This window comes from Clostridium oceanicum (genome assembly GCF_039521385.1).
Taxonomy (GTDB): domain Bacteria; phylum Bacillota; class Clostridia; order Clostridiales; family Clostridiaceae; genus Clostridium_F; species Clostridium_F oceanicum.
Map to the genome: position 1 here is coordinate 129,892 of NZ_BAAACG010000008.1, position 21,506 is coordinate 151,397.

The 21,506-nt window shown below is 25.2% G+C and carries 17 protein-coding genes; all 17 read right to left on the reverse strand.

Translation table 11 applies throughout. From position 1 onward, the window contains the following. Window positions 1-301: 301 nt before the first annotated feature. The 17 genes from ABDZ71_RS06835 to htpG all read right to left on the reverse strand — a co-directional run bounded on the left by ABDZ71_RS06835 (window position 302) and on the right by htpG (window position 21,266). Window positions 302-493, reverse strand: coding sequence for a hypothetical protein (locus ABDZ71_RS06835; RefSeq protein WP_343760186.1), 192 nt, complete (start codon window positions 491-493; stop codon window positions 302-304). Window positions 494-1,595: 1,102 nt separating this feature from the next. Beyond that, on the reverse strand, window positions 1,596-2,387 hold the full coding sequence (locus ABDZ71_RS06840; protein WP_343760188.1) for an endonuclease/exonuclease/phosphatase family protein: 792 nt from the start codon (window positions 2,385-2,387) through the stop codon (window positions 1,596-1,598). A 3-nt stretch (window positions 2,388-2,390) separates the two neighbouring features. Continuing rightward, window positions 2,391-4,055: a PTS transporter subunit IIBC gene (locus tag ABDZ71_RS06845; protein ID WP_343760190.1), complete on the reverse strand. Its 1,665-nt coding sequence runs from the start codon at window positions 4,053-4,055 to the stop codon at window positions 2,391-2,393. A gap of 106 nt (window positions 4,056-4,161) precedes the next feature. Beyond that, a complete protein-coding gene (locus tag ABDZ71_RS06850; RefSeq protein ID WP_343760192.1) occupies window positions 4,162-5,823 on the reverse strand; it encodes a glycoside hydrolase family 13 protein in 1,662 nt (553 codons plus the stop codon). 211 nt (window positions 5,824-6,034) lie between these two features. Next, the gene (locus ABDZ71_RS06855; RefSeq protein ID WP_343760194.1) at window positions 6,035-6,979 is read right to left on the reverse strand and encodes an ROK family protein; all 945 of its coding nucleotides are present in this window, start codon (window positions 6,977-6,979) and stop codon (window positions 6,035-6,037) included. Window positions 6,980-7,213: 234 nt separating this feature from the next. Further along, window positions 7,214-8,212, reverse strand: coding sequence for a LacI family DNA-binding transcriptional regulator (locus ABDZ71_RS06860; protein WP_343760196.1), 999 nt, complete (start codon window positions 8,210-8,212; stop codon window positions 7,214-7,216). 298 nt (window positions 8,213-8,510) lie between these two features. Continuing rightward, on the reverse strand, window positions 8,511-9,155 hold the full coding sequence (locus tag ABDZ71_RS06865) for a hypothetical protein (RefSeq protein WP_343760197.1): 645 nt from the start codon (window positions 9,153-9,155) through the stop codon (window positions 8,511-8,513). An 18-nt stretch (window positions 9,156-9,173) separates the two neighbouring features. Beyond that, window positions 9,174-9,656, reverse strand: coding sequence for a hypothetical protein (locus ABDZ71_RS06870; protein WP_343760199.1), 483 nt, complete (start codon window positions 9,654-9,656; stop codon window positions 9,174-9,176). 13 nt (window positions 9,657-9,669) lie between these two features. Next, window positions 9,670-13,401 (reverse strand): AAA family ATPase, encoded by a 3,732-nt coding sequence (locus ABDZ71_RS06875; RefSeq protein ID WP_343760201.1) that lies wholly within the window; start codon window positions 13,399-13,401, stop codon window positions 9,670-9,672. A gap of 138 nt (window positions 13,402-13,539) precedes the next feature. After that, window positions 13,540-14,934 carry a sensor histidine kinase gene (locus ABDZ71_RS06880; RefSeq protein ID WP_343760203.1) on the reverse strand — a complete coding sequence of 465 codons (1,395 nt, stop codon included), beginning with the start codon at window positions 14,932-14,934 and terminating at the stop codon, window positions 13,540-13,542. After that, the gene (locus ABDZ71_RS06885; RefSeq protein ID WP_343760205.1) at window positions 14,924-15,604 is read right to left on the reverse strand and encodes a response regulator; all 681 of its coding nucleotides are present in this window, start codon (window positions 15,602-15,604) and stop codon (window positions 14,924-14,926) included. The genes ABDZ71_RS06880 and ABDZ71_RS06885 overlap by 11 nt, the downstream gene beginning before the upstream one ends. Before the next feature lie 63 nt (window positions 15,605-15,667). Further along, a complete protein-coding gene (locus ABDZ71_RS06890) occupies window positions 15,668-16,291 on the reverse strand; it encodes a TlpA family protein disulfide reductase (protein ID WP_343760207.1) in 624 nt (207 codons plus the stop codon). 39 nt (window positions 16,292-16,330) lie between these two features. Continuing rightward, window positions 16,331-17,008, reverse strand: a complete 678-nt coding sequence (locus ABDZ71_RS06895) for a cytochrome c biogenesis CcdA family protein (protein ID WP_343760209.1) — start codon at window positions 17,006-17,008, stop codon at window positions 16,331-16,333. A 12-nt stretch (window positions 17,009-17,020) separates the two neighbouring features. After that, entirely contained in the window at window positions 17,021-17,527 is a 507-nt protein-coding gene (locus ABDZ71_RS06900; protein WP_343760211.1) for a hypothetical protein, read from the reverse strand. A 272-nt stretch (window positions 17,528-17,799) separates the two neighbouring features. After that, window positions 17,800-18,105, reverse strand: coding sequence for an AzlD domain-containing protein (locus ABDZ71_RS06905; RefSeq protein WP_343760213.1), 306 nt, complete (start codon window positions 18,103-18,105; stop codon window positions 17,800-17,802). Further along, the gene (locus ABDZ71_RS06910; protein ID WP_343760215.1) at window positions 18,098-18,811 is read right to left on the reverse strand and encodes an AzlC family ABC transporter permease; all 714 of its coding nucleotides are present in this window, start codon (window positions 18,809-18,811) and stop codon (window positions 18,098-18,100) included. Before ABDZ71_RS06910 ends, ABDZ71_RS06905 begins: the two co-directional genes overlap by 8 nt. A 574-nt stretch (window positions 18,812-19,385) precedes the next feature. Next, window positions 19,386-21,266, reverse strand: coding sequence for a molecular chaperone HtpG (htpG, locus tag ABDZ71_RS06915; RefSeq protein ID WP_343760217.1), 1,881 nt, complete (start codon window positions 21,264-21,266; stop codon window positions 19,386-19,388). Between the last annotated feature and the right edge of the window lie 240 nt (window positions 21,267-21,506).

Below are 21,506 nucleotides of genomic sequence, written 5' to 3' on the forward strand. Positions count from 1 at the left end.
TAAATCACCCATTATGTATATTTAAAATTATAGTATTTCTTTTTTTTACTATATTTGTTCATTAATTATATGATATCACAAGCTATTATATATTACAAGATACTGAATCTTGTAATTAACTTCTCTAATAAACCTAAAGCTTTATATTTAGCAAAAAATAGGTTAATATTCTCTTTATTTTCAAAATAAAACTAGTAAGCACTTTATTTATATTAATACTTACTAGTTTATATTTAATGTTAATTTATATATTATATAAGACATTTATAGTTTATATGGTTAAATAATAAAACATTTTTTGTTATTTTTTAATATTTTTTAATTTATTTTTACATATAAATATATTAATTATATCAAGTAAACTCATAACGATTGGTATATATATTAAATTAAAACTTCTTTTATTAATTAGTAATATCAACCATACTATAAAAACTGGAATTATAATTATATTTACTCTCATTGCAAAAATAACGGTTTTTTCATCTTCCATTTTTTCCTCCTGCAATATATAATAGCATAAAAAATTTTATAATTTTTTAGTTTTCAAAAAGGCTATTATTAAGATATAAATCAAAAATATAAAAGTAAAACCTATATATATAGCTAAAAACTTGTTTATAAATATAACATTTATATCTTTTTGAACAACATAAATTGTCATTATAGTAACTGTTATCAAAAAAGCATATATAATATATAAACATATATTTTTCTTCATTTTACACCTACCTTAAGCTTTAAGCTTAACTTTAATTGGTTTACTTCCAAATTTCACATTTTATTATTATGAATTTTATCATAATATACCAATTATATCATATTTTTGATAAAATATCTAAAACTATACTATATGACTTACTAGTTATTTATTTGAATGTGACCTAACCTGTCGTAATTTTATTGGTACTATGAAAGGTAGAAAAATACTTTATTTAAATCTATTAACAACTATTAAAAATCTATTTTTATATTTACATGTATATTTTTTAGAATTTAGTTAATAATTTAAATATACAAATATACCTCAAAAACACATTTATAACTCCCAAAAGAAGCTGAATATCAAAATCATCTTTAGATGATTTTAGATTCAGCTTCTTTTTTATATATTATCCTAAATATTTCATCAATTAATGTATTAATTTCCTATTTTAAATCCAATAGTTTTCAATATACTTTATATGAAATACTTAATATAAATTATAAGCTATATAATTAAAATCTCATCTGTAAAATCAATAAAGAAATTCAAATTTTTCTTTACTAACTAAGAATATTATTCTCCTTATTGTCAATAATTTTAATATCCACATATATCTAAAAAGTATTTTCAAACACACATTTAAACCACCAAGAGGCTATAAGTATACTTATAGCCTCTGCCTCCATGTTAGGGACATTTAAATAAATAATGAGTCAAATATATTAATATATTTGACTCATTATTTATTTTTATATGCCTTATAAAATAAACCTTATTAATAATATTTATTTTAATAGCAAAGAAAGTACCTATAATTATATTACAGGTACCTTCTTTGTATGAGGATGTTTTATTTATATAATATATTAAAATTTTACTTTTAATATAGTTACATATCTATTTTTATTTCAACACCATAATGGTCAGAAATAATGTCTTTATTTTTTCCATTAAATATAACTTTAGAATATTCTACTTCTAACTCTTTATTGGCTAATATAAGATCTAATCTCATATCTTTGCTATTTCCTTCCCATCCATCAATTTCTCCAATAGCAGTTACTCCTTTATCTTTTGACTTTGCCATGTAAAATGTATCTTTCAATCCTTTTTCTATAAGGTAATCATAACCTTCTCTTCTTTTAAAGGCATCATTATTGAAATCTCCCATAAACAAATTAATCTCATCTTTTTTTAAACTTTCAATTAAATTATTAACTTGAAAATCAAACTTTTCTTCTTTATCATTCCACCATCCTAAATGACAAGAATAAAATGAAATAAACTTATCTTTATAAGGAATTGTACATTTAACTATCTTCCTTGTTTTCCAAAAATGAATATCACTACTATTAGATATATAAAAAGTATTTTTTTCTTTTATAGGATGTTTCGTTAAAAGAGCAATACCTTCTTCATATTTATCATAACCTATATGAGCAAAATCCCATATAAACTGAAAATTATCTTCACCAATTTTTTTTAATTCTTGAAGCAATATAAAAACAAAATTATCTTCTTTTATATTATTCAATACTTTTTCACTTTTAATACTTTGGCTAACTTCCTGTAATGCAATAACATCATATTTTTTCTCATATATTACCTTAGCTAAATATTTTATTTTTTGTAATTGCTTTTCTTCTTGCCATGAATGACAATTTAATGTAAGAATTTTCATATATTATGCTCCTAAGATATCCTGAATATCTGATTTTAATACATCTGCCTTTGGTCCATATATAGCTTGAACACCTTTATCCTTAACTATAAGTCCTAAAGCTCCAAGCTTTTTCCATTCTTTTTCACTTCCAACTAAGTCTTTGTCTTTTACAGTTACACGTAAACGAGTCATACATGCATCCACATCTACTATATTATCTTTATCTCCTAATAATCTTATTATTTTTACTGGTAATGAATTGCCACTAATACCATTGTTTCCTTGTTTTTCTTCTTTATCATTACTTTCTTCTTCACCTTCCATTTCAATGTAGTTTCCTGCACGGCCTGGTGTTGGTATATTAAATTTCTTTATTAAGAAAGTAAATATAAGATATGTTAATACAAAGTATATAACAGATACTATTACAAAATTTATAATATCTTTTGTTATACCTGCATTTATCATCATTGGAGTACGTGCTAAAAATTCCACAAATCCAAAACAATGTACTCTTAAATTCATTAAATCTGCTATAGCAAAAGCACTTCCTGTTATCAATGCATATACACCATATAATACTGGTGATATAAACATAAACATAAATTCAATTGGTTCTGTAACACCTGTTAAAAATACTGCTAATCCAGCTGATAAAAATATAGTTTTATATTTAGCTTTCTTTTCTTTATCAACATTTTTGTACATTGCACAAGCAACAGCTAGTAGTGTAGCAGAAGAACCTATTACCTGCCCTACTTTAAAACGAGCTGGTATAACACTTGTTAATAGGTGATTGTATTGTGTCATATTTCCTGATGCTTTTAAATTAATTAAATCATTTACCCATGCAAGCCATAATGGATCTTGTCCTGCAACTATGCTTCCTGCTGTTGCTCCTGTTAAAACTTTATATGTTCCACCAAGTGCTGTATAGTTTATTGGTACTGTTATCATATGATGAAGTCCAAAAGGCAATAATAAACGTTCTAATGCTCCATATATAAAAGGTGCAACTATTGGTGCTGTATCTTTTGATGTTGCTATCCATTTTCCAAAGGAATTTAATCCACCTTGTATTGAAGGCCAAATTACTGATAAAGCTATTGCCATTACTGTAGATCCTAAAATAACTACAAAAGGCACAAAACGTTTACCATTAAAAAATGCTAATGATTTTGGTAATCTATTGAAATTATAGTATTTATTATATAAATATGCTCCTAAAAAACCTGAAATTATACCTATAAATACACCCATGTTTAGCGCTGGTGCTCCAAGTATAGTAGTAAAATAATCATTAACTACTAACTGTTTTCCAAACATTGAAGTAACAGTTGCTCCTTTTTCACCAAACATTTCTGGCTTAACTCCAAATATAGCTCCTGTTATTCTATTTGTAAGAATAAAAGTAAGAAGTGCGGCAAAGGATCCCCCTGCACGCTCTTTAGCCCAAGATCCACCAATTGCTACTGCAAATAAAACATGTAAATTACCAATTATAGCCCAACCTGTATCTTCTACTATCCTTGCAATAGTTTGAAATATACCCATATGTAGTTCCATGCCTATAAGCTTTCCTATACAAATCATAAGTCCTGCTGCTGGCATAACAGCTACAACTACAAGTAGTGCTTTCCCAAATTTCTGCCAAAAATCAAAAGATATTAGCTTATGTTTTTTCATTTATACCCCTCCATATTATAAGTGTTATATGAAAACAAGTTTAATTCTAATTTTAAAAATTCACCAAGTTTTTATTTATACAATTAAAATGTAAAGTTATCAATTTCTAAATTATTTTATAAAATCTAGCTTCAAAAGGCTTTAGATATATCTCAGTTATTCTATCATGTTTTTCCACAGGATAATTTGATAAAATCAATCCAGTATAATCTAATCTTTCTTTTTCATAATTATAAGTAGTATATTTATCTTTAAGATTTACAATTACTATAAATTTTTCACCTCCCAATGTTCTTGTATATGCATATATTTGCTCATCATCTTCTAGAATTAAATCATATTTTCCATATATAAGTGTTTCATTATGTTTTTTTATCTTTATCATTTTTTTATAAAAGTTTAAAACTGAGTCTTTATCATTTTCTTCTATTTCTACGTTTATTTCTTTGAAATTAGGATTAATTTTAATCCAAGGCTTTGATTTTGAAAAACCACCATGTTGTGAATCATCCCATTGCATTGGAGTTCTTGAATTATCTCTTGATGTTTCCCATATGTATTTAAGAGCTTCTTCTTTTGACTCTCCTCTTTTTATTTTTTCATTATAAGCATTGATACTTTTTATATCATCATAATCTTCAATATCTTTAAATTTTACATTTGTCATTCCTAATTCTTGCCCCTGATATATAAAAGGTGTTCCCTTTTGCATAAAATACATAAGTGCTAAAGCTTTTGCACTTTCTTTTAAATATTTTTTATCATTTCCAAGGGTTGATACAACTCTTTGAATATCATGATTTTCTATAAAAAGTGCATTCCACCCTACATTTTCTAATCCATTTTGCCATCTAGTTAAAACTTTTTTTAATTTTCTTATTGTAGATTCATCTTTATTTTCCATATTCCAAAGATCTAAGTGTTCAAATTGGAATACCATATTAAATTTTCCTTCTTTTTCTCCTACCCATTCATGAGCATCTTCAATACTAACTCCATTAGCCTCACCAACAGTCATTATGTCATATTTATCGAATGTATTTTCTTTTAATTCTTTAAGATATTTTTGAATTCCATTTACATTCATATGTTTTTCAAAACAAAATACATATGGTAGATTATTGGGATTAGGCATATCTTTTAGTCCTTCTTCTTTATTTATGTGACTTATAGCATCTACTCTAAATCCATCTATTCCTTTATCAAGCCACCAGTTAATCATTTTATATAATTCTTTTCTCATATTTTCATTTTTCCAATTTAAATCTGGTTGTTTTTCACTAAATAAATGAAGAAAATATTGTTTAGTATCACAATCATATTTCCATGCAGAACCTTTAAATATGCTTTCCCAATTATTAGGTTCTTTTTCATCTTTACCATCTTTCCATATATACCAATCACGTTTTGGATTGTCTTTAGAAGATTTAGATTCTATAAACCATTTATGTTCATCACTTGTATGATTTATAACCAAATCTATTATAAGTTTCATTCCTCTATCATGAACAGCCTTTAAAAGATTTTCAAAATCTTCCATAGTTCCAAACTCATCCATAATATCTTTATAATCACTAATATCATAACCATTATCATCATTTGGTGATTTAAACATAGGACAAATCCAAATCACATCTATACCTAAATCATTCAAATAATCTAGTTTTGATATTATTCCTTTTATATCTCCTATACCATCATTATTAGAATCTTTAAAGCTTCTAGGATATATTTGATAAGCTACAGATTCTTTCCACCAGTTTTTCATCTATTATTCTCCTTCTTTTATCATATAGTATTAACTATTTTTATCATTAGAATTTACATTTAAGTTAGGCAATCGTTTGCACTAAAGTGTAAAAAAAATTAACGTTTACATAACTATTTTAAATATAAGTACTAGTAACATTTAAGCTAGTACTTATACTTACTTTTGTGTAATTAGAAAGTATATTTTAAATTAAACTATGTCATCTTATTTAATTACTTTCAGTTATAGCTAGTGCCGCTGCTCCTAAAACTCCAGCCTTTCCTTCAAGTTTAGCCTTCTTTATACTACAATTATCACTAATTGCTTTTAAACATATATTTTCCACTTCATCCTCTATAATATCAAAAACTATCTTACCACCATTTGTAACCCCTCCACCTATAACAACCATTTCTGGGTCAAAGATGTTTATTGCATTAGCTACAGTTATTCCTAAATAGGATAAGCAAAATCTTAAAATTTCTTTTGAAACCTTATCTCCTTTTGCAGCTTCCTGAAAAACTTCTTTTGCTGTAACTTCATCATACTCTTTTAAAGAAGTTAAAACATTACTTTTACAAGCTTCTATTGCCTTTTTCATTATTGCAGTACCTGATCCTAAACTTTCTGCACATCCATTATTACCACAACCACATCTTGGTCCATCTTTCATAACAATAGTATGTCCTAATTCTAAAGCATTTGAAGTATTTCCTCTATATATTTTCCCATTCAATATTGCACCTGCACCTATTCCAGTACTTGCTGTTATAAATATCATGTTTTCAGTTCCTTTTCCTGAACCAAACATAAATTCAGCTAATGTAGCTGCATTTGCATCATTATCTAAAAAAGTTGGTAATTTATATTTATCTTTTATAGGCTTAACTAAATTAAAATTTTCAAAAGGTAAGTTTGATGAAGAAACTATAATACCTTTTTTAACATCTAAAGGTCCTGGAGATCCTATCCCTATAGCTTTAACCTCATCTAGATTTACATTTTCCAAAACACTATCAATAGTTTTCATTATTTTATTTAAAACTTCTATATCACCCTTATGAGCTTCAGTTTTTATAGTATTTTCCTTAATTATATTTCCTTCTAGATCAACTAACGCAGTATAAATCTTTGTTCCACCTAAATCAACACCTATTACATACTTTTCAGTCATTCTATCACCTCTATAATAAACCCTCATTGGTATATTTTTTAACAAATACAACTTCTATAATTACTAATTCATATCTGCTTTATGTTGTACTTAGTATATCAATACCAGAAAAAGTTTACAAGAAATCCAGGTGTTAAATTATCTGAATTTATTTATTTATTATACAAAGTTCTATAAAATTCTCCTTATTTTAAACATATACTTGCGCAAACGTTTGTACAAATTAAAAAACTACTATCTAAACGATTCTCTTTCTTTAAATGTTGTTTCTACAATATAATAATCTTTTGAATCTTTTACCTCTTCTATTTTATCTATTAAAAGCTTTGTAGCATAATATCCAAGCTGTACTGCATTTATATCTATAGATGCTAATTTAGGTTTTTGAAATTCATCAAGAGGAATATTATTAAACCCTACTACAGAAACAGAATTTAGACTTCTATCTTTTAATGCTTTCATTGATCCTATGGCAAGCAAGTCATCAATAGCAACTAATGCTGTTGGATTAGCTTTATTAAGTAAATTTATCATTGCTTTATATCCCTCTGTTTCATTAAAATCCTTCCCATAGGAAACCAGATTTTCATCAAATTTAATTCCATTTTCCTTTAAAGCTGCTTTATATCCTTTTAATCTGTTTTTAGTTACACTTAACTCTTTTTTAGCTCCTATTAGAGCAATTTTTTTATGGTTTTTATTTATTAATTTATTTACTATTTTATATGTTGCCTGAAAATTATCATTATCTACCCATAGAATTCCTTCTTCTTCCGGATGTCCCATAATAACAAAAGGAAAATCTATTTTATTTAAATAATTTATACTTTCATCATTTTCTTTAGGTCTTAAAAGACATACTCCTTCTATTAATCCACTACTAGTTAAATCTTTTATATACCTTTTTTCACTTTCTCTATCCTTACTAAAAGCATAAGTTATATAGTAATTTCTCTTTTGAGCACAAGAACTTATTCCTTTCATTGCTTGTATAAAAAAAGGATTAGATAATAAGTTTTCCGCATCATCTGGCAGTATTACTCCTAATATTCTTGTTTTATTATTAACTAAACCTCTTGCTATTGCATTAGGTTTATATTTTAGTTTTTTAATAACTTTATACACTTTTTCTTTTGTCTTATCACTTATTCTTGGGTTATCAGATAACACTCTAGAAACAGTAGATGGTGAAACATTGGCTTCCTTAGCTACATCTTTTATAGTAACTTTCATTTTTTCTCCTTCTCTTTCAATTACTTTATTATTTATTTTAATTAATTTTATTAAATTTATAACATATACTTTATTATATTTACAATCGATTACTTATAGCTTATCAGCTAATTATATTTTTCTCAAGTAAAAGATTAAGGCAGGTTTATTTATATTTTAATTTTTGAATAGTTTTAAGTTTCTAGTAATTAGTTTATTATAATATGAATTTATCTATTCTTACTTAAAGAAAAAATTCACATAAATAGTCAATATCTTAACTTTAAATATTATCTATTTATGTGAACCTTCCTTTAATTTATTTTAAAGTATAAATATTCTCTCCATTCAAAGGTGCTGTATTTAAATATGTTTCTCCTGTTTTATTAAAAAATACTGCATAAGTTATTCCATTATTACTTCCATCTCTTATTCCTTTTACTTGAATTATAGATTTATCTGGAACACCAATTTTTGTTACTCTATGTCTAATTGAAAATGCTTCTGTTTGAGGAGTGCCATTTACTAATACTTGAACATAATCTCCATCTTCTTTATCAGAAAAATTCCATATAGAAAGTTCAATTTCTCCATATTCTCCAGACTTTTTCACTGAAAAATCTTTTGGAGTAAACTTCATAGATTTTTCACTTAGTCTATCCCCTACTTCAATACCTTTAATTTTGCCTACTTTAATACTATCTTTATAATTTAATTCTCCTGAGTTAACAGAGATATTAATAAAACTCCAAATTATACCTACTACACTTAATGCTCCTACAAGCATTCTAAATTTTTTCATAGAAGGAGTTATTATATCATCCTCCTTCTCTTCTCCACTTAATTTTTCATATTGTCTTTCATACTTATTATTTTTAACTTTATCTTTGTTTCTAATCATTCTTTTTTTAAAACTAGCACTTGGATTTTCATTTAAATTTCTCTCTTTAAATTTTTTATTCATTTTATACACCTGCCTAAATTAACAAACTTTTTCAGAATAATCTCGAATTTTTTCTTCTTTGGGCATAAAATTTACTATAGGTTTTTTTGAATAATACACAGAAATAACTACCCTCCATAATATAAGTGAAATAATGAACACTAATATGCCAACTTTATGACTGCTAGAATTTAAAGTAACATAACTCCAATTCAAAAATTCTACACCAAGGCTAATAAATATATTAGTTATAACTAAAAATTTTACTGTTTCAAATAAAAAAGGAAATACTTTATACAACTTTCTAAAAATCCTAAATCTAAGAGAAACATAAACAAAAAATAAAATAGCAATAACAACACTAAGATATTCAATTTCCACTGTATACCCCGTTTTAATTATTTTAAATCCATCAACTATAGATAAAATAGGAATAAACATTAATAATAATCCTATAACAACTAAAAAAAATGCTCCAAACATACTAAATACTACTCTCTCTAAAATATTACTTGTTTTCACTACTCTCACCTTCTTACACTCGTTCTACATCATTGCTATTAATTGTAACCAATTTTTCTTTAGTTAACTCTTCAACATTTTCCAATCTAACTGCTTGATTTCTAACTGCTTTTTCAAATAAATTTCTAACATATCTTCCATTACCAAAATCACTTTCTTTACTGACTTCATTAAATATATCTTTCATTTTACCTTTAGCATCCTCAGTAAGTACATACCCTTTACTTTTGAAAACACTATTTCCAATTTTAAAAAGATCATCAACTAAGTAATCTTTAAATTCTATAACATTTGCAAATCTTGATTTCAAACCAGGATTAACTTCTAAAAAACTATCCATATCATTACTATATCCAGCTAATATAACTACAAGATTATCTCTATTGTCATCCATTCCTTTTACAATAGTATCTATAGCCTCTTTTCCAAATCCTTGTCCACTATTTGCATCCTCTGCTAATGCATAAGCTTCATCTATAAACAATATTCCGCCAAAAGCTTCTTCTATCTTTTCCATAGTTTTTATTGCTGTTTGTCCAACATATCCTGCTACAAGACCAGATCTATCTGTTTCTATAAATTTATTTTCTTTAATAACACCAAGACTATATAACACATCTCCTATAATTCTAGCCATAGTTGTTTTACCTGTTCCTGGATTTCCTTTAAATATCATATGTAAAGTTTGAGTCTCATCTACTGGAAGTCCTAACTCTTTTCTTTTCTTTTTTATCTTAAGTTGAGATTTAAGACTTCTTATAAAATTTTTAACTTCTTCAAGTCCATAAACTTTACTTAATCTACTTTCTAAATTAAAATTTTCTTTCCCTTCAGTATCAATCTCAAAATCTTCTTCTCTTAAAAGCACTACTTCTTTTTTATTTATATATTCTAAATCTGCTATCCTAGAAGATTGTTTTCTTATAGTTTTCTCTATTATATTTCTAACCAATCTCCCATTTCCTGAAGACTCTCCCCCTTTTCTTTTCCCTTGATCTATAGAAAGTCTTAATTCATCTTCTGCATTACCTGCCAATACAAAATTCTTATTTTTTATCATTATCTTTCCTATTTCTACAAGTTCATTTAAATTGTAATCAGGAAAATTAACCTTAAGAGGAAATCTTGATTTTAAACCTGAATTACTCTTTAAAAATTCATTCATCTCTTTTGAATACCCTGCAAGTATAACTACAATATCTTCTCTATAATCCTCTATAAGTTTAACAAGAGAATCAACAACTTCCTTACCTATAGGATCATTTTCTGAAGACATCAAAGAATATGCCTCATCAATGAATAGCACCCCACCTAATGCAGATTCAAATATTTCTCTAGTTTTTTTAGTCGTTTCTCCTATATGTTGACCTATTAATTCTGATTTATCAGTTTCCACAATTTGTCCAGATTTTAAAATCCCCATCTTTTTCATAAGATCAGCAATAAGTCTTGCTACTGTAGTTTTACCTGTTCCTGGATTTCCAGTAAAAATCATATTTAAAGACTGAGTAGACTTAACATTTACACCAAGCTTTTTTCTCTTTTCTTTCGCAATAAGTTGCTTTTCTAAATCTCTTATAAATGATTTAACTTCATTAAGTCCTATTATCTTTGAAAGTTCTAACTCAAGATTGAATTTTTTCTTTTCGTTTAATCTAAAATCTTCTAAAATTAGAATATTTAATTTATCTTTATCAAATTTATTTTTATGTAATTCTATTAATCTTTTAGACTGATTAGAAATAGCTTTTTCCACTATATTTCTTGCAAGCCTTCCATTTCCACTATCGTTTTTACCTTTTATCTGTTTTCTTTCAAACTCTTCTAAAAGCCCTTCATCACAGTTTTTATCTATATTATATCCTTTTGATTTTGAAATAATTTTAGATATTTTTAAAAGTTCTTCTGGATTATAATCTTCAAACTCAATATTATAATTAAATCTAGATTTTAAACCACTATTAGTTTTTAAAAAACTGCTCATTTCTTTTGAATATCCCGCAAGTATAACTACTAAGTCTTCTCTATTATCTTCTACAGCCTTAACAAGAGTATCTACCGCTTCTATGCCAAAAGTATCATTTTTATCTCTTGCAAGAGAATAAGCTTCATCGATAAATAAAATCCCACCTTTAGCTGATTCAATTTTCCCCATAGTTTTCTCAGCCGTTTCCCCTACATATTTACTTACAAGATCGTTTCTTGAAACTTCTACTAAATGTCCACTAGATAAATAACCTAAAGTCTTTAAATATTTAGCTACAATTCTAGCTATTGTAGTCTTACCTGTACCCGGATTCCCAGTAAAAATCATATGTAATGATAACTTTGCTTCACTTAACCCTTGTTCTTTCCTTAAATTTTGTACTTTTATGTTATCCTCAAGACCTTTAATAAAAGATTTTACTTTTTCAAGTCCAATTATATTTTGAAGTTCCTTATTTAGTTTATCTATTCCTTGATTATTTTCGTTTTTTATAACTTTAGATAAAAAAGCTTTATATCTTTCGCCTTTTAATATCAATCCATTATTAGTAGGTACTATCTCATACATATTCGTTTTCAATACTTTACCTTTAAGTTGTAATTCAACTAATGGTTTATATATATTTTCTTCAATATAAGTTTCTATTGCATATGCTCCTAATGATTTTTCACAATTACTAACTATATAATTTATTATATTTTTCTTTAAACGAACTACAACTCCTAAGTTATTTTTTATTCTAATAGTATAGTCTTTTAATACAAACTTACATATAATAGAAAGAACTTTTGAATTAATTTTTTTTGTTTCTATTATGTCATAGGTTTTTTGCATAAATTTACTAGGAAAAATAGATTTTATTTTATCTTCACTCTTTTCAGTTATAAAAACAATATATTTTCCATTAGCTAAAATTTCATCTACAGTATTAGCTCCAAGGGTGCCTTTGCCAGTTACATCTATCATCTGATCAAATTGATCTATATATCTTCTATTTAACTTTAATTTTTCATTTATCCCAAGTTTAGCTATAATATCTAAGACTGTTGAATGACATTTTTCAAAGTTCTCAAAAACTATAACTTCTTCTTTTCCATAAAGAGCATTATATAAATCTGATAAAAATAAATTCTCTGCATCTTTTTCAATCTGATATTTAGATAAATCCATAAAAGAGACGCCAGACCTTTTTAATATTTTTTCATTTCTTAAAAATTTAGTTATTGCTTTTATTGAAAGATGCCTTCCTGAACCTTTGGGGCCAGTTATAAATATAATATTTTTAACCCCCTCTTTTTTTCCATAAACAAAAGGTCTTTTAAAAGCTATGCATAATTTATTTAAAAACTCCTTTTGTCCAAGAACATACTTTGAAAGGGTAGTTTCTACATTTTGGAATGCTAAATCTATATTTTCTACATTCTTATTATCAATTAATTTTTTCCTTTCATTATTGTTTAAATATAAATTCTCGTTAGTCCTTTTTAACGACTCCTTTTTTATCTTATTCATAGTTTCTTCTTGATTTTTTAAACTTGAATGTATATATTTTTTATTTTTTAAAGCTCTAGAAGAAATTCCACTAACATTTCTAGCTAAATCATTTGATTTCACTATATTTTTGCTTCTTCTAGAACTATTCTTATCTATAACCCCTTCTTTTTTTAAGTGATCTAAAAGTTGAATCTCTGGAAATATTATTCTGCTTAAAACTTTTAAACTAAGAAATCTATTTTTATCGGATTTGTTTTTAACCAAAACCATTTCCTCCTTTATAATAAAAATCATTATAATTATACCATTAATTTCTACATAATTAGGAAATATTATATATAATATAGCAATATATACTAAAAAGCACTAGCATATAAAAGCTAGTGCTTATCTAGATTCTCTTTATCTTGTAGGTAATGATATTATAAACTCACTACCTTTATTTATTTCACTCTTAACCTCTATGTTTCCTCCATGGGATTTAACTATAGTTCTAGATATGGTAAGTCCTATTCCTATTCCTCCTGATGATGTAGCTCTTGATTTATCCGTTCTATAAAATCTATTAAAAATCTGATTTATATCTTTTTTATCAATGCCTATTCCATTATCTTTAATTGATATGTATATAAAATCATTTTTTTTAAAAAACCTCACTATTATTTTCCCATGGTCTGGAGTATATTTTATGCTATTTGAAAAAATATTAATTATAACCTGACTTATTTTATCTTTATCTATTAATAATTTATAATCTTCAATACTTAAATCTAGTATTATGTTTTTATCTAAAAGTTTTTTTTCAAAATTAACTAAAATACTTTTTATTAATTTTCCAATACCAATCTCTTCTTTTTTAAGAATAACATCATTACTCTCATATTGAGATAATTTTTCTAAAGATACAACTAATCTGTTAAGTCTAAGCATTTCATGGTGTATACTCTTTAATCTTTCTTCTGTAGGTTCCCACAATCCATCAATTATAGCTTCAATCTGAATTTGCATAGTTGTTATAGGGGTTCTAAGTTCATGAGATATATCTCTAGTTAAAACTTTTCTAACTTTTTCTTGCTCTTCTAAATTATTAGCCATTTTATTTACAGATTCAATCATTTGATTCAATTCATCTATATTATTCTTCATACTAACTTTATCAGAATAGTTCCCTTTTGCTATAGAATTTATAGTTTTAATTACTTTTAAAATAGGTTTACTTATAGAAGAAGATATAACTACAGCAATTATTATAGAAAAAATAAGAGAAACAACGCATACAACAATTAATACTTCTTTTAAGAGTTTAAAGAAAATCACTTCTGAATTGCTATAATAAAAAGGTCCTAAATACTCTATTTCTAAAGTTCCTATTATTTTTTTTTCATTCTTTATATTTAACTTTTCTATAATATATTCCCCATTAAGGCCTGGATTAATTTTATTTGTTACCTGTTTAATTTTTTTTAGAACACTTTCACATATTATATTGTTATTATCCCTAGCACTCCATATATTGTTACCCTCTTTATCTTTAACTTTTATTATTAATCCTTCATCTATAGAATCTACACCTATATCTTCAATTTTTTCTTTATCCCACTCTTCTTTTTTATAAGTTTTAGATATTCTTTTCAATAAAGTATCTTTTCTTTTTTGTGTGTTGTACTTAGCGTAAGTATTAAGATTACTATTTACATAAGTATAGGTTAAAATACTTGCCAAAGATATAATTGTAAAAGAAAACAATATAAATATAATCGCAAACCTATGCTTTAATTTTTTTGGTTTATTTATCATCAAATTTATAACCAACTCCACGAATAGTTTTTATATATTTAGGATTCTTTGTATCATTCTCTAATTTAATCCTTAGATTCTTAATATGACTATCTACTATTCTATCGTAAACACTTGAATTATCATCAGTTATATTATCTAAAATCTCATCTCTTGTAAAAACTCTTTTAGGATTATGAGATAATAAAAGTAATAACTTATACTCAGAAACTGTTAAATCAATTTCCTTACCTTTTTTTACAACTTGGTGACTTATAGGATCTATAATAAGTCCATCACTAAAATACAATTTAGTATCTTCAGCTATTTTCACTCTTTTTAATATTGCATTAATCTTTGCAACAAGCTGTTTTGGACTAAAAGGCTTAGTAATATAGTCATCTGTACCTAGTGAATATCCACTTAATATATCTTCTTCAGTACTTTTTGAAGTTAACATAATTATAGGTACTTGAGATTCTTTCCTTATTCTTTTGCATATTTCTTCTCCTGAAACATCTGGAAGCATTAAATCTAATATTATCAAATCTGGGTTACAACTTTTATATTTTTCTATTGCATCAATTCCATTAAGTGATGAAAACACATTATATCCTTCATTTTCTAAGTATAATGTTACAACCTCAATTATCTTAATTTCATCATCAACAACAAGTACATTTCCTCTCATATTTCTCCCTTTCCTATATAAATAAATATAAAAGCACTAATATTTAAAAATTTTATATTATATTTACTTATTATCTATTATTTTTTCTATAGTATCATAAAGTGTGGCTTCAGTTATAAGTCCATTATGGTCTTTTATTAAATTTCCTTTTTTATCTATAAACAAAGTCCTAGGAATAGTATTTAATTGATATGTTCTACCAGCATCTAAATCTAAATCAAAAAGTAACTTTAAATTATAGTTATTTTTTTTCATGTAATCAATTGCTTTATCCTTTGTTTCTCTTGTTCCATCAGTTAAATTTACCATTAATATTTCTACATCATCTTTGTTATATTTATCATTAGCATTTTTAAAATAAGGCATTTCAAGTTTACAAGGAGGACACCAACTTGCCCAAAAATTTACTACTACAGCTTTTTTACCTTTATATTGAGATAATTTTATTTTTTTACCATCTATATCATATACAGTAAAATCAAGAGCTTTATTTGTTTTCTCTTCTTTTTCTTTATCCTTCTTTTCATCTATAAAATCATCTTTTGTTTTTTCTTCTTTATCAATAGATTGATCTACTATCTTCTTTTTTTCATAATTATTTGTTAAATAATCATAGGAAAACTTTCCTCCAGCTATAAATAAAATAAAAATTATAAATATATATATAAACTTTTTTTTATGATTCACAAAACATTCCTCCTATTATTTAAACATTGATATACTTTTTTAAAATGTAAATAATGATAATACTGCATTAAAATGTCCTGTCATCATCATTATTCCTATAATAATTAATAAACTTCCTGATATCTTATTTATTAATCTATAATTTCTTTTTATAAAATCAAAGGTATTTTTTAATGAATCAATTAATAAAGCAGATACTACAAAAGGTATTCCCAATCCTAAACTATATAAAATAAGCATAAACACTCCCTGTACTAAGTGTTTTGAATTTGTAGCTATCATCAAAGCTGAACCTAAAAATGGCCCTACACAAGGTGTCCACCCTATTCCAAATACAATTCCAAATAATATAGATGAAAATAAATTAAACTTTTTCTTTATGAAATTACCTTTAAGCTTCAAGCTTCTTTGTAAAAATTTTATGTTTAATATCTCTATATAATTTAATCCTAGTATCACTATAAACACTCCTGATATTAGGTTTATTTCTTCAATATGCTTGTTAAACAACACCCCTACCGTACTAGCTGCTGCTCCTAATAGTGTGAATATAAATGTGAAACCTAAAACAAATCCTATTGAATTTACTAATGCTTTATTTTTATTTTTTTCACCATCACTACCCATAAAATAAGTTATATACATAGGAACCATTGGAAGTATACAAGGTGATATAAAAGTTACTATTCCCTCTATAAATAACAAAATATAATTCATTGTTCTATCCTCCTATAACCCACATCTCAAATTTTCCATTATATCATCATATATAGTCTTTTCATTTATTTCATCTATATTGTCTACTATTCTTATAGAACCTATTAGTCTATTTCCAATAAGTATTCCATAATCTATATTTTTATCCATTTTAATATTTAAATAATGTCTATCTCTATTGTTATTTTTCATTTGAACCTTCACCCCTGAAACAGGATTTATAATTTCCACTTTATTTTTTTTACTAATACCATCTAAATTAATAGTAAATTCTTTTTGATATTTTGCTATTGTAATCAATGGTTTTAAATAATCTCCCTGTAATTTATTATTTATAATATTTCCTGTAATCTTTTGAATATCTCTAAACTCTTCTTTATTATTCTTTTCGGTGGTATAATTGTTTTTTTCTTTATATGAAAGTTTATTCTGTGAACTATACCTAAAAATTAAAATACCAAAAATAACTACTCCTATTACTATAAGACTATAACATATATTTTTTCTATTAATCTTCATTAAATTACTTTCTCCTTTAAACCTTTAATATTCTACATTCTAATATGTATATATTTATTTGTATCATATAATAAAAATACAATAATCAATTATTTATGCAAACCATATTTCATATTATAAATTTTCTTTGTGTTGTTTTTATGAAGATTATATCATCATAAAAAATAAGTTAGAAAATACTTTTATAACTTGAAAATATAAAAAAATAAAGCACCAATAAATTGATACTTTAAAAATAATTATATTAAATTGAAATGAGAGCTATCTTAGTTTTAGCCTAATGACAACATTAAAAACACTGTAAATATAGATCCAAGAACTGGTATTATTATGCCACCTTTAAACCATGAATAAATAATAGCAAATAAAATTCCTATAAAAGCCACTACTGGTTTTCCAGGTATTGATGAAAATACTCCTGGAATAACCAAAGCACCTAAGGCTGTAGCTGGTATAAATAACAAAACATCACTAATAAATTTGGGTAATTTTTTATCAGCCATAATTGTAAAAGGTAGTAGCCTTGGTATGTAAGTTACCAATGTCATACCTAAAATTAATAACATTATTTTACTCACAAATACTCACTTCCTTTTCTTTCATTGTAAATGCACCTAAAATTGACACTAATATAATTGTTAAAACTAAATTCCATCCGTCAGTTGTTATTTTTAAATATGATAATAAAGTATTTACGATTCCCGCTAAAACCGCCATAATTAAAACTTTATTAGACTTTTTAGCTTCTGGTATTAATATTGAAATAAACATAGAATATAAAGCTATGCCCATACTATCTTTAATAATTGTAGGTAATACTTGTCCTAAAATATACCCTAAAACTGTACCTAATATCCATGATAAATATGTTATATACTGCAAACTTAACATAAATTCTTTTGTTAGTTCTTCTTCTTTAAATGATGCTACTGAAAAACTTTCATCTGTAACTCCAAAAGCAATAAAAGGTATCCATTTTTTCATATCTTTTGTAAGCTTTGTAGTTAAGGATGCACTCATTAAAAAGTGTCTTGAATTTACTAGTAAAGTAGTTAAAATAATTTGTCCAATGCCTGTTCCTAAACTTAATAAATTTAATGCCATAAATTGACTTGCACCTGCAAAAACCAATACAGAAAATAAAAAACTATCCATTAGAGAAATTCCTGTATTTTTTGACAAAATCCCAAATGCCATTGCTACTGGAATATACCCTATAACTAAAGGTATGGCTGCAAAAGCTCCGTCTTTAATATTCAATCTCCTTCTATAATCTTTCCCCATAAATAAGCCTCCTTTATATCACTTTTAAGTAGTCACTATAATAGCTACTAATTTATTTCTTAGTAGTTATTATAGTAGTTACTATAATAATTGTCAATACTATCTATAATATGTTTTTTAAACTTATACACTTAAAAATATATAAATAAAAAGAAGTAAATTTAAACTTACTTTTTTTAACATCCATTTTATTTTTAATTGTATATTTTTACCCATTATGTAAAGAATAATAGATGTTCATATATACCTGACTTAATAATAATCACCCAAAGTAGCCTATAAGTTATATACTTATAGGCTTCCCCCTCAATTATTATATTTTATCTTTAAATTTTCATACCTATCCTTCAATTCTTATTTTTATAATTCACCTACAATATTGTCTCATATTATTTATAATTAATATTTTCTCTACCTATAGTAATTGAATAAATTCTTATTAAAATTATATATCACATCCCACTTATTACCACTTTATATTCTTTAATAAAATAGAAAGATTTAAAATAATTAGTATGCTAATAAAAAATAAAGGAAGCATCTTTATTTAAAAAATGCTTCCTTATTACATATTTTATTTCATTATTTTACAAATATCATTTGTAAATTCAACTGGATCTTCTATAGATAATCCTTCTACAAGCAATGCTTGATTGTATAACAAGTTAGTATATAAACTTAATTTTTCTTTATCATTTTCACAAGCATTTTTTAAAGCTTTAAATACTTCATGGTCTGTATTTATTTCTAAAACTTTATCTGCTTTTACCCCATTATTATTTGGCATTTGTTTTAAAACTTTTTCCATTTCAATTGAAATTTCTCCTTCATTTGTCAAGCATACAGGATGTTTTTTCAATATTTTAGAAGCTTTAACTTCTTTAACTTTGTCTTTTAGTATATTTTTCATTTCTTCAAATAATTCTTTGTTAGCTTCTATTTCTTCTTTTGATTCTTCTTTACTTTTATCATCTTCTATTCCTAAATCTCCACTAGATACTGATTTAAATTCTTTTTCTTTATATTTCATTAACATTTTTATAGCAAACTCATCTACATCTTCTGTAAAGTATAATATTTCATACCCTTTATCAAGTACCATTTCTGTTTGTGGAAGTTTTTCTATTCTATCTACTGATTCACCGGATGCATAATAAATATATTTTTGATCTTCTCTCATTCTTGAAACATATTCATCTAAAGTAACCAATTTTTTTTCTTTTGATGAATAAAACATTATTAAATCTTGAAGTGTTTCTTTTTCTTGACCATAATTTTCATATATTCCATATTTTAATTGTCTGCCAAATGCTTTATAGAAAATTTCATATTTTTCTCTATCTTTTTTAATTAAAGTCTTTAATTCATTTTTTACTTTATTTTTGATATTTTTAGCTATAAGTCTAAGTTGTCTGTCATGTTGTAATACTTCTCTTGAAATATTTAAAGACAAATCTTCTGAATCTACTATACCTTTTACAAAACTAAAATAATCTGGAAGTAATTCTTTGCACTTATTCATTATCATAACGCCATTTGAATATAATTCTAATCCCTTTTCATATTCTTTTGTATAAAAATCAAAAGGAACATTTTCAGGTATATATAAAATAGCATTATAACAAACTGCACCATCTACACTTGTGTGTATGTATTTAACTGGATTATCAAAACCATAATGTTTATCATGGTAGAAATTTATATAATCTTCTTCTTTAAGTTCATTTTTATTCTTTTTCCAAATAGGAACTCTACTATTTACAACTTTTTCTTCTATAAATTCTTCATACTCATCTTTACTGCCTTCTTTAAGCTTTCTATTTTTCATATTCATCTTAATTGGGTATCTTATAAAGTCAGAATACTTTTTAATTATAGATTTTAACGTGATTTCATCTAAATATTTATCATAATCTTCTTCTTCTGATTTTTCTTTTATTTTTAAGATTATTGTAGTACCTACTGAATCTTTACTACAAGGCTCTATAGTATATCCTTCTTTTCCTTTAGATTCCCATTTATAAGCTGTATCACTCTCTAATGCTTTACTTATAACAGTAACTGTATCTGCAACTAAAAATGCAGAATAGAATCCTACACCAAATTGACCTATTATATCATGACCATCTTCTATTTTTTCTTCTTTTTTAAAGTTTAAAGAACCACTTTTTGCAATAACACCTAAGTTTTCTTCTAACTCCTCTTTTGTCATTCCTATACCAGTATCTCTAATTTCTAATATTCTCTCTTCTTTATTAGGAATTATTTTAATATAATAATCTTCCTTATTAAAAGTTATAGAATCATCTGTTAAGGCTTTATAATAAATTTTATCAATAGCATCACTAGAATTTGAAATGAGCTCTCTTAAAAAAATCTCCCTGTGAGTATAAATTGAATTAATCATAAGATCTAAAAGTCTTTTGGATTCCGCTTTAAATTGTTTAGTTTCCATATAATTCTCTCCTTTCAAATTAAAAAACTATGTATATACATAGTTAAGATTCTATACATTATAAAATGCTTATTAGCACTCACTATATTCAAGTGCTAATAACCTTCTCTTACTTATATATCACATTTTCATAATTATGTCAATAATTTAAGTTTAATTTTAATAATACTATTAAATTAATAGTCTAAATAAAATACTGTCCTTATAACCTTAATTTAAATAAAATTCCTTAAACTAAAG

Coding starts and splice junctions, on each gene's coding strand:
- ABDZ71_RS06895 (WP_343760209.1), bottom strand. CDS start 17,008: ATGAATTATATTTTGTTATTTATAGAGGGAATAGTAACTTTTATATCA.
- ABDZ71_RS06910 (WP_343760215.1), bottom strand. CDS start 18,811: ATGGGGAAAGATTATAGAAGGAGATTGAATATTAAAGACGGAGCTTTT.
- ABDZ71_RS06885 (WP_343760205.1), bottom strand. CDS start 15,604: ATGAGAGGAAATGTACTTGTTGTTGATGATGAAATTAAGATAATTGAG.
- ABDZ71_RS06835 (WP_343760186.1), bottom strand. CDS start 493: ATGGAAGATGAAAAAACCGTTATTTTTGCAATGAGAGTAAATATAATT.
- ABDZ71_RS06850 (WP_343760192.1), bottom strand. CDS start 5,823: ATGAAAAACTGGTGGAAAGAATCTGTAGCTTATCAAATATATCCTAGA.
- ABDZ71_RS06855 (WP_343760194.1), bottom strand. CDS start 6,979: ATGACTGAAAAGTATGTAATAGGTGTTGATTTAGGTGGAACAAAGATT.
- ABDZ71_RS06865 (WP_343760197.1), bottom strand. CDS start 9,155: ATGAATAAAAAATTTAAAGAGAGAAATTTAAATGAAAATCCAAGTGCT.
- ABDZ71_RS06880 (WP_343760203.1), bottom strand. CDS start 14,934: ATGATAAATAAACCAAAAAAATTAAAGCATAGGTTTGCGATTATATTT.
- ABDZ71_RS06860 (WP_343760196.1), bottom strand. CDS start 8,212: ATGAAAGTTACTATAAAAGATGTAGCTAAGGAAGCCAATGTTTCACCA.
- ABDZ71_RS06840 (WP_343760188.1), bottom strand. CDS start 2,387: ATGAAAATTCTTACATTAAATTGTCATTCATGGCAAGAAGAAAAGCAA.
- ABDZ71_RS06900 (WP_343760211.1), bottom strand. CDS start 17,527: ATGAAGATTAATAGAAAAAATATATGTTATAGTCTTATAGTAATAGGA.
- htpG (WP_343760217.1), bottom strand. CDS start 21,266: ATGGAAACTAAACAATTTAAAGCGGAATCCAAAAGACTTTTAGATCTT.
- ABDZ71_RS06845 (WP_343760190.1), bottom strand. CDS start 4,055: ATGAAAAAACATAAGCTAATATCTTTTGATTTTTGGCAGAAATTTGGG.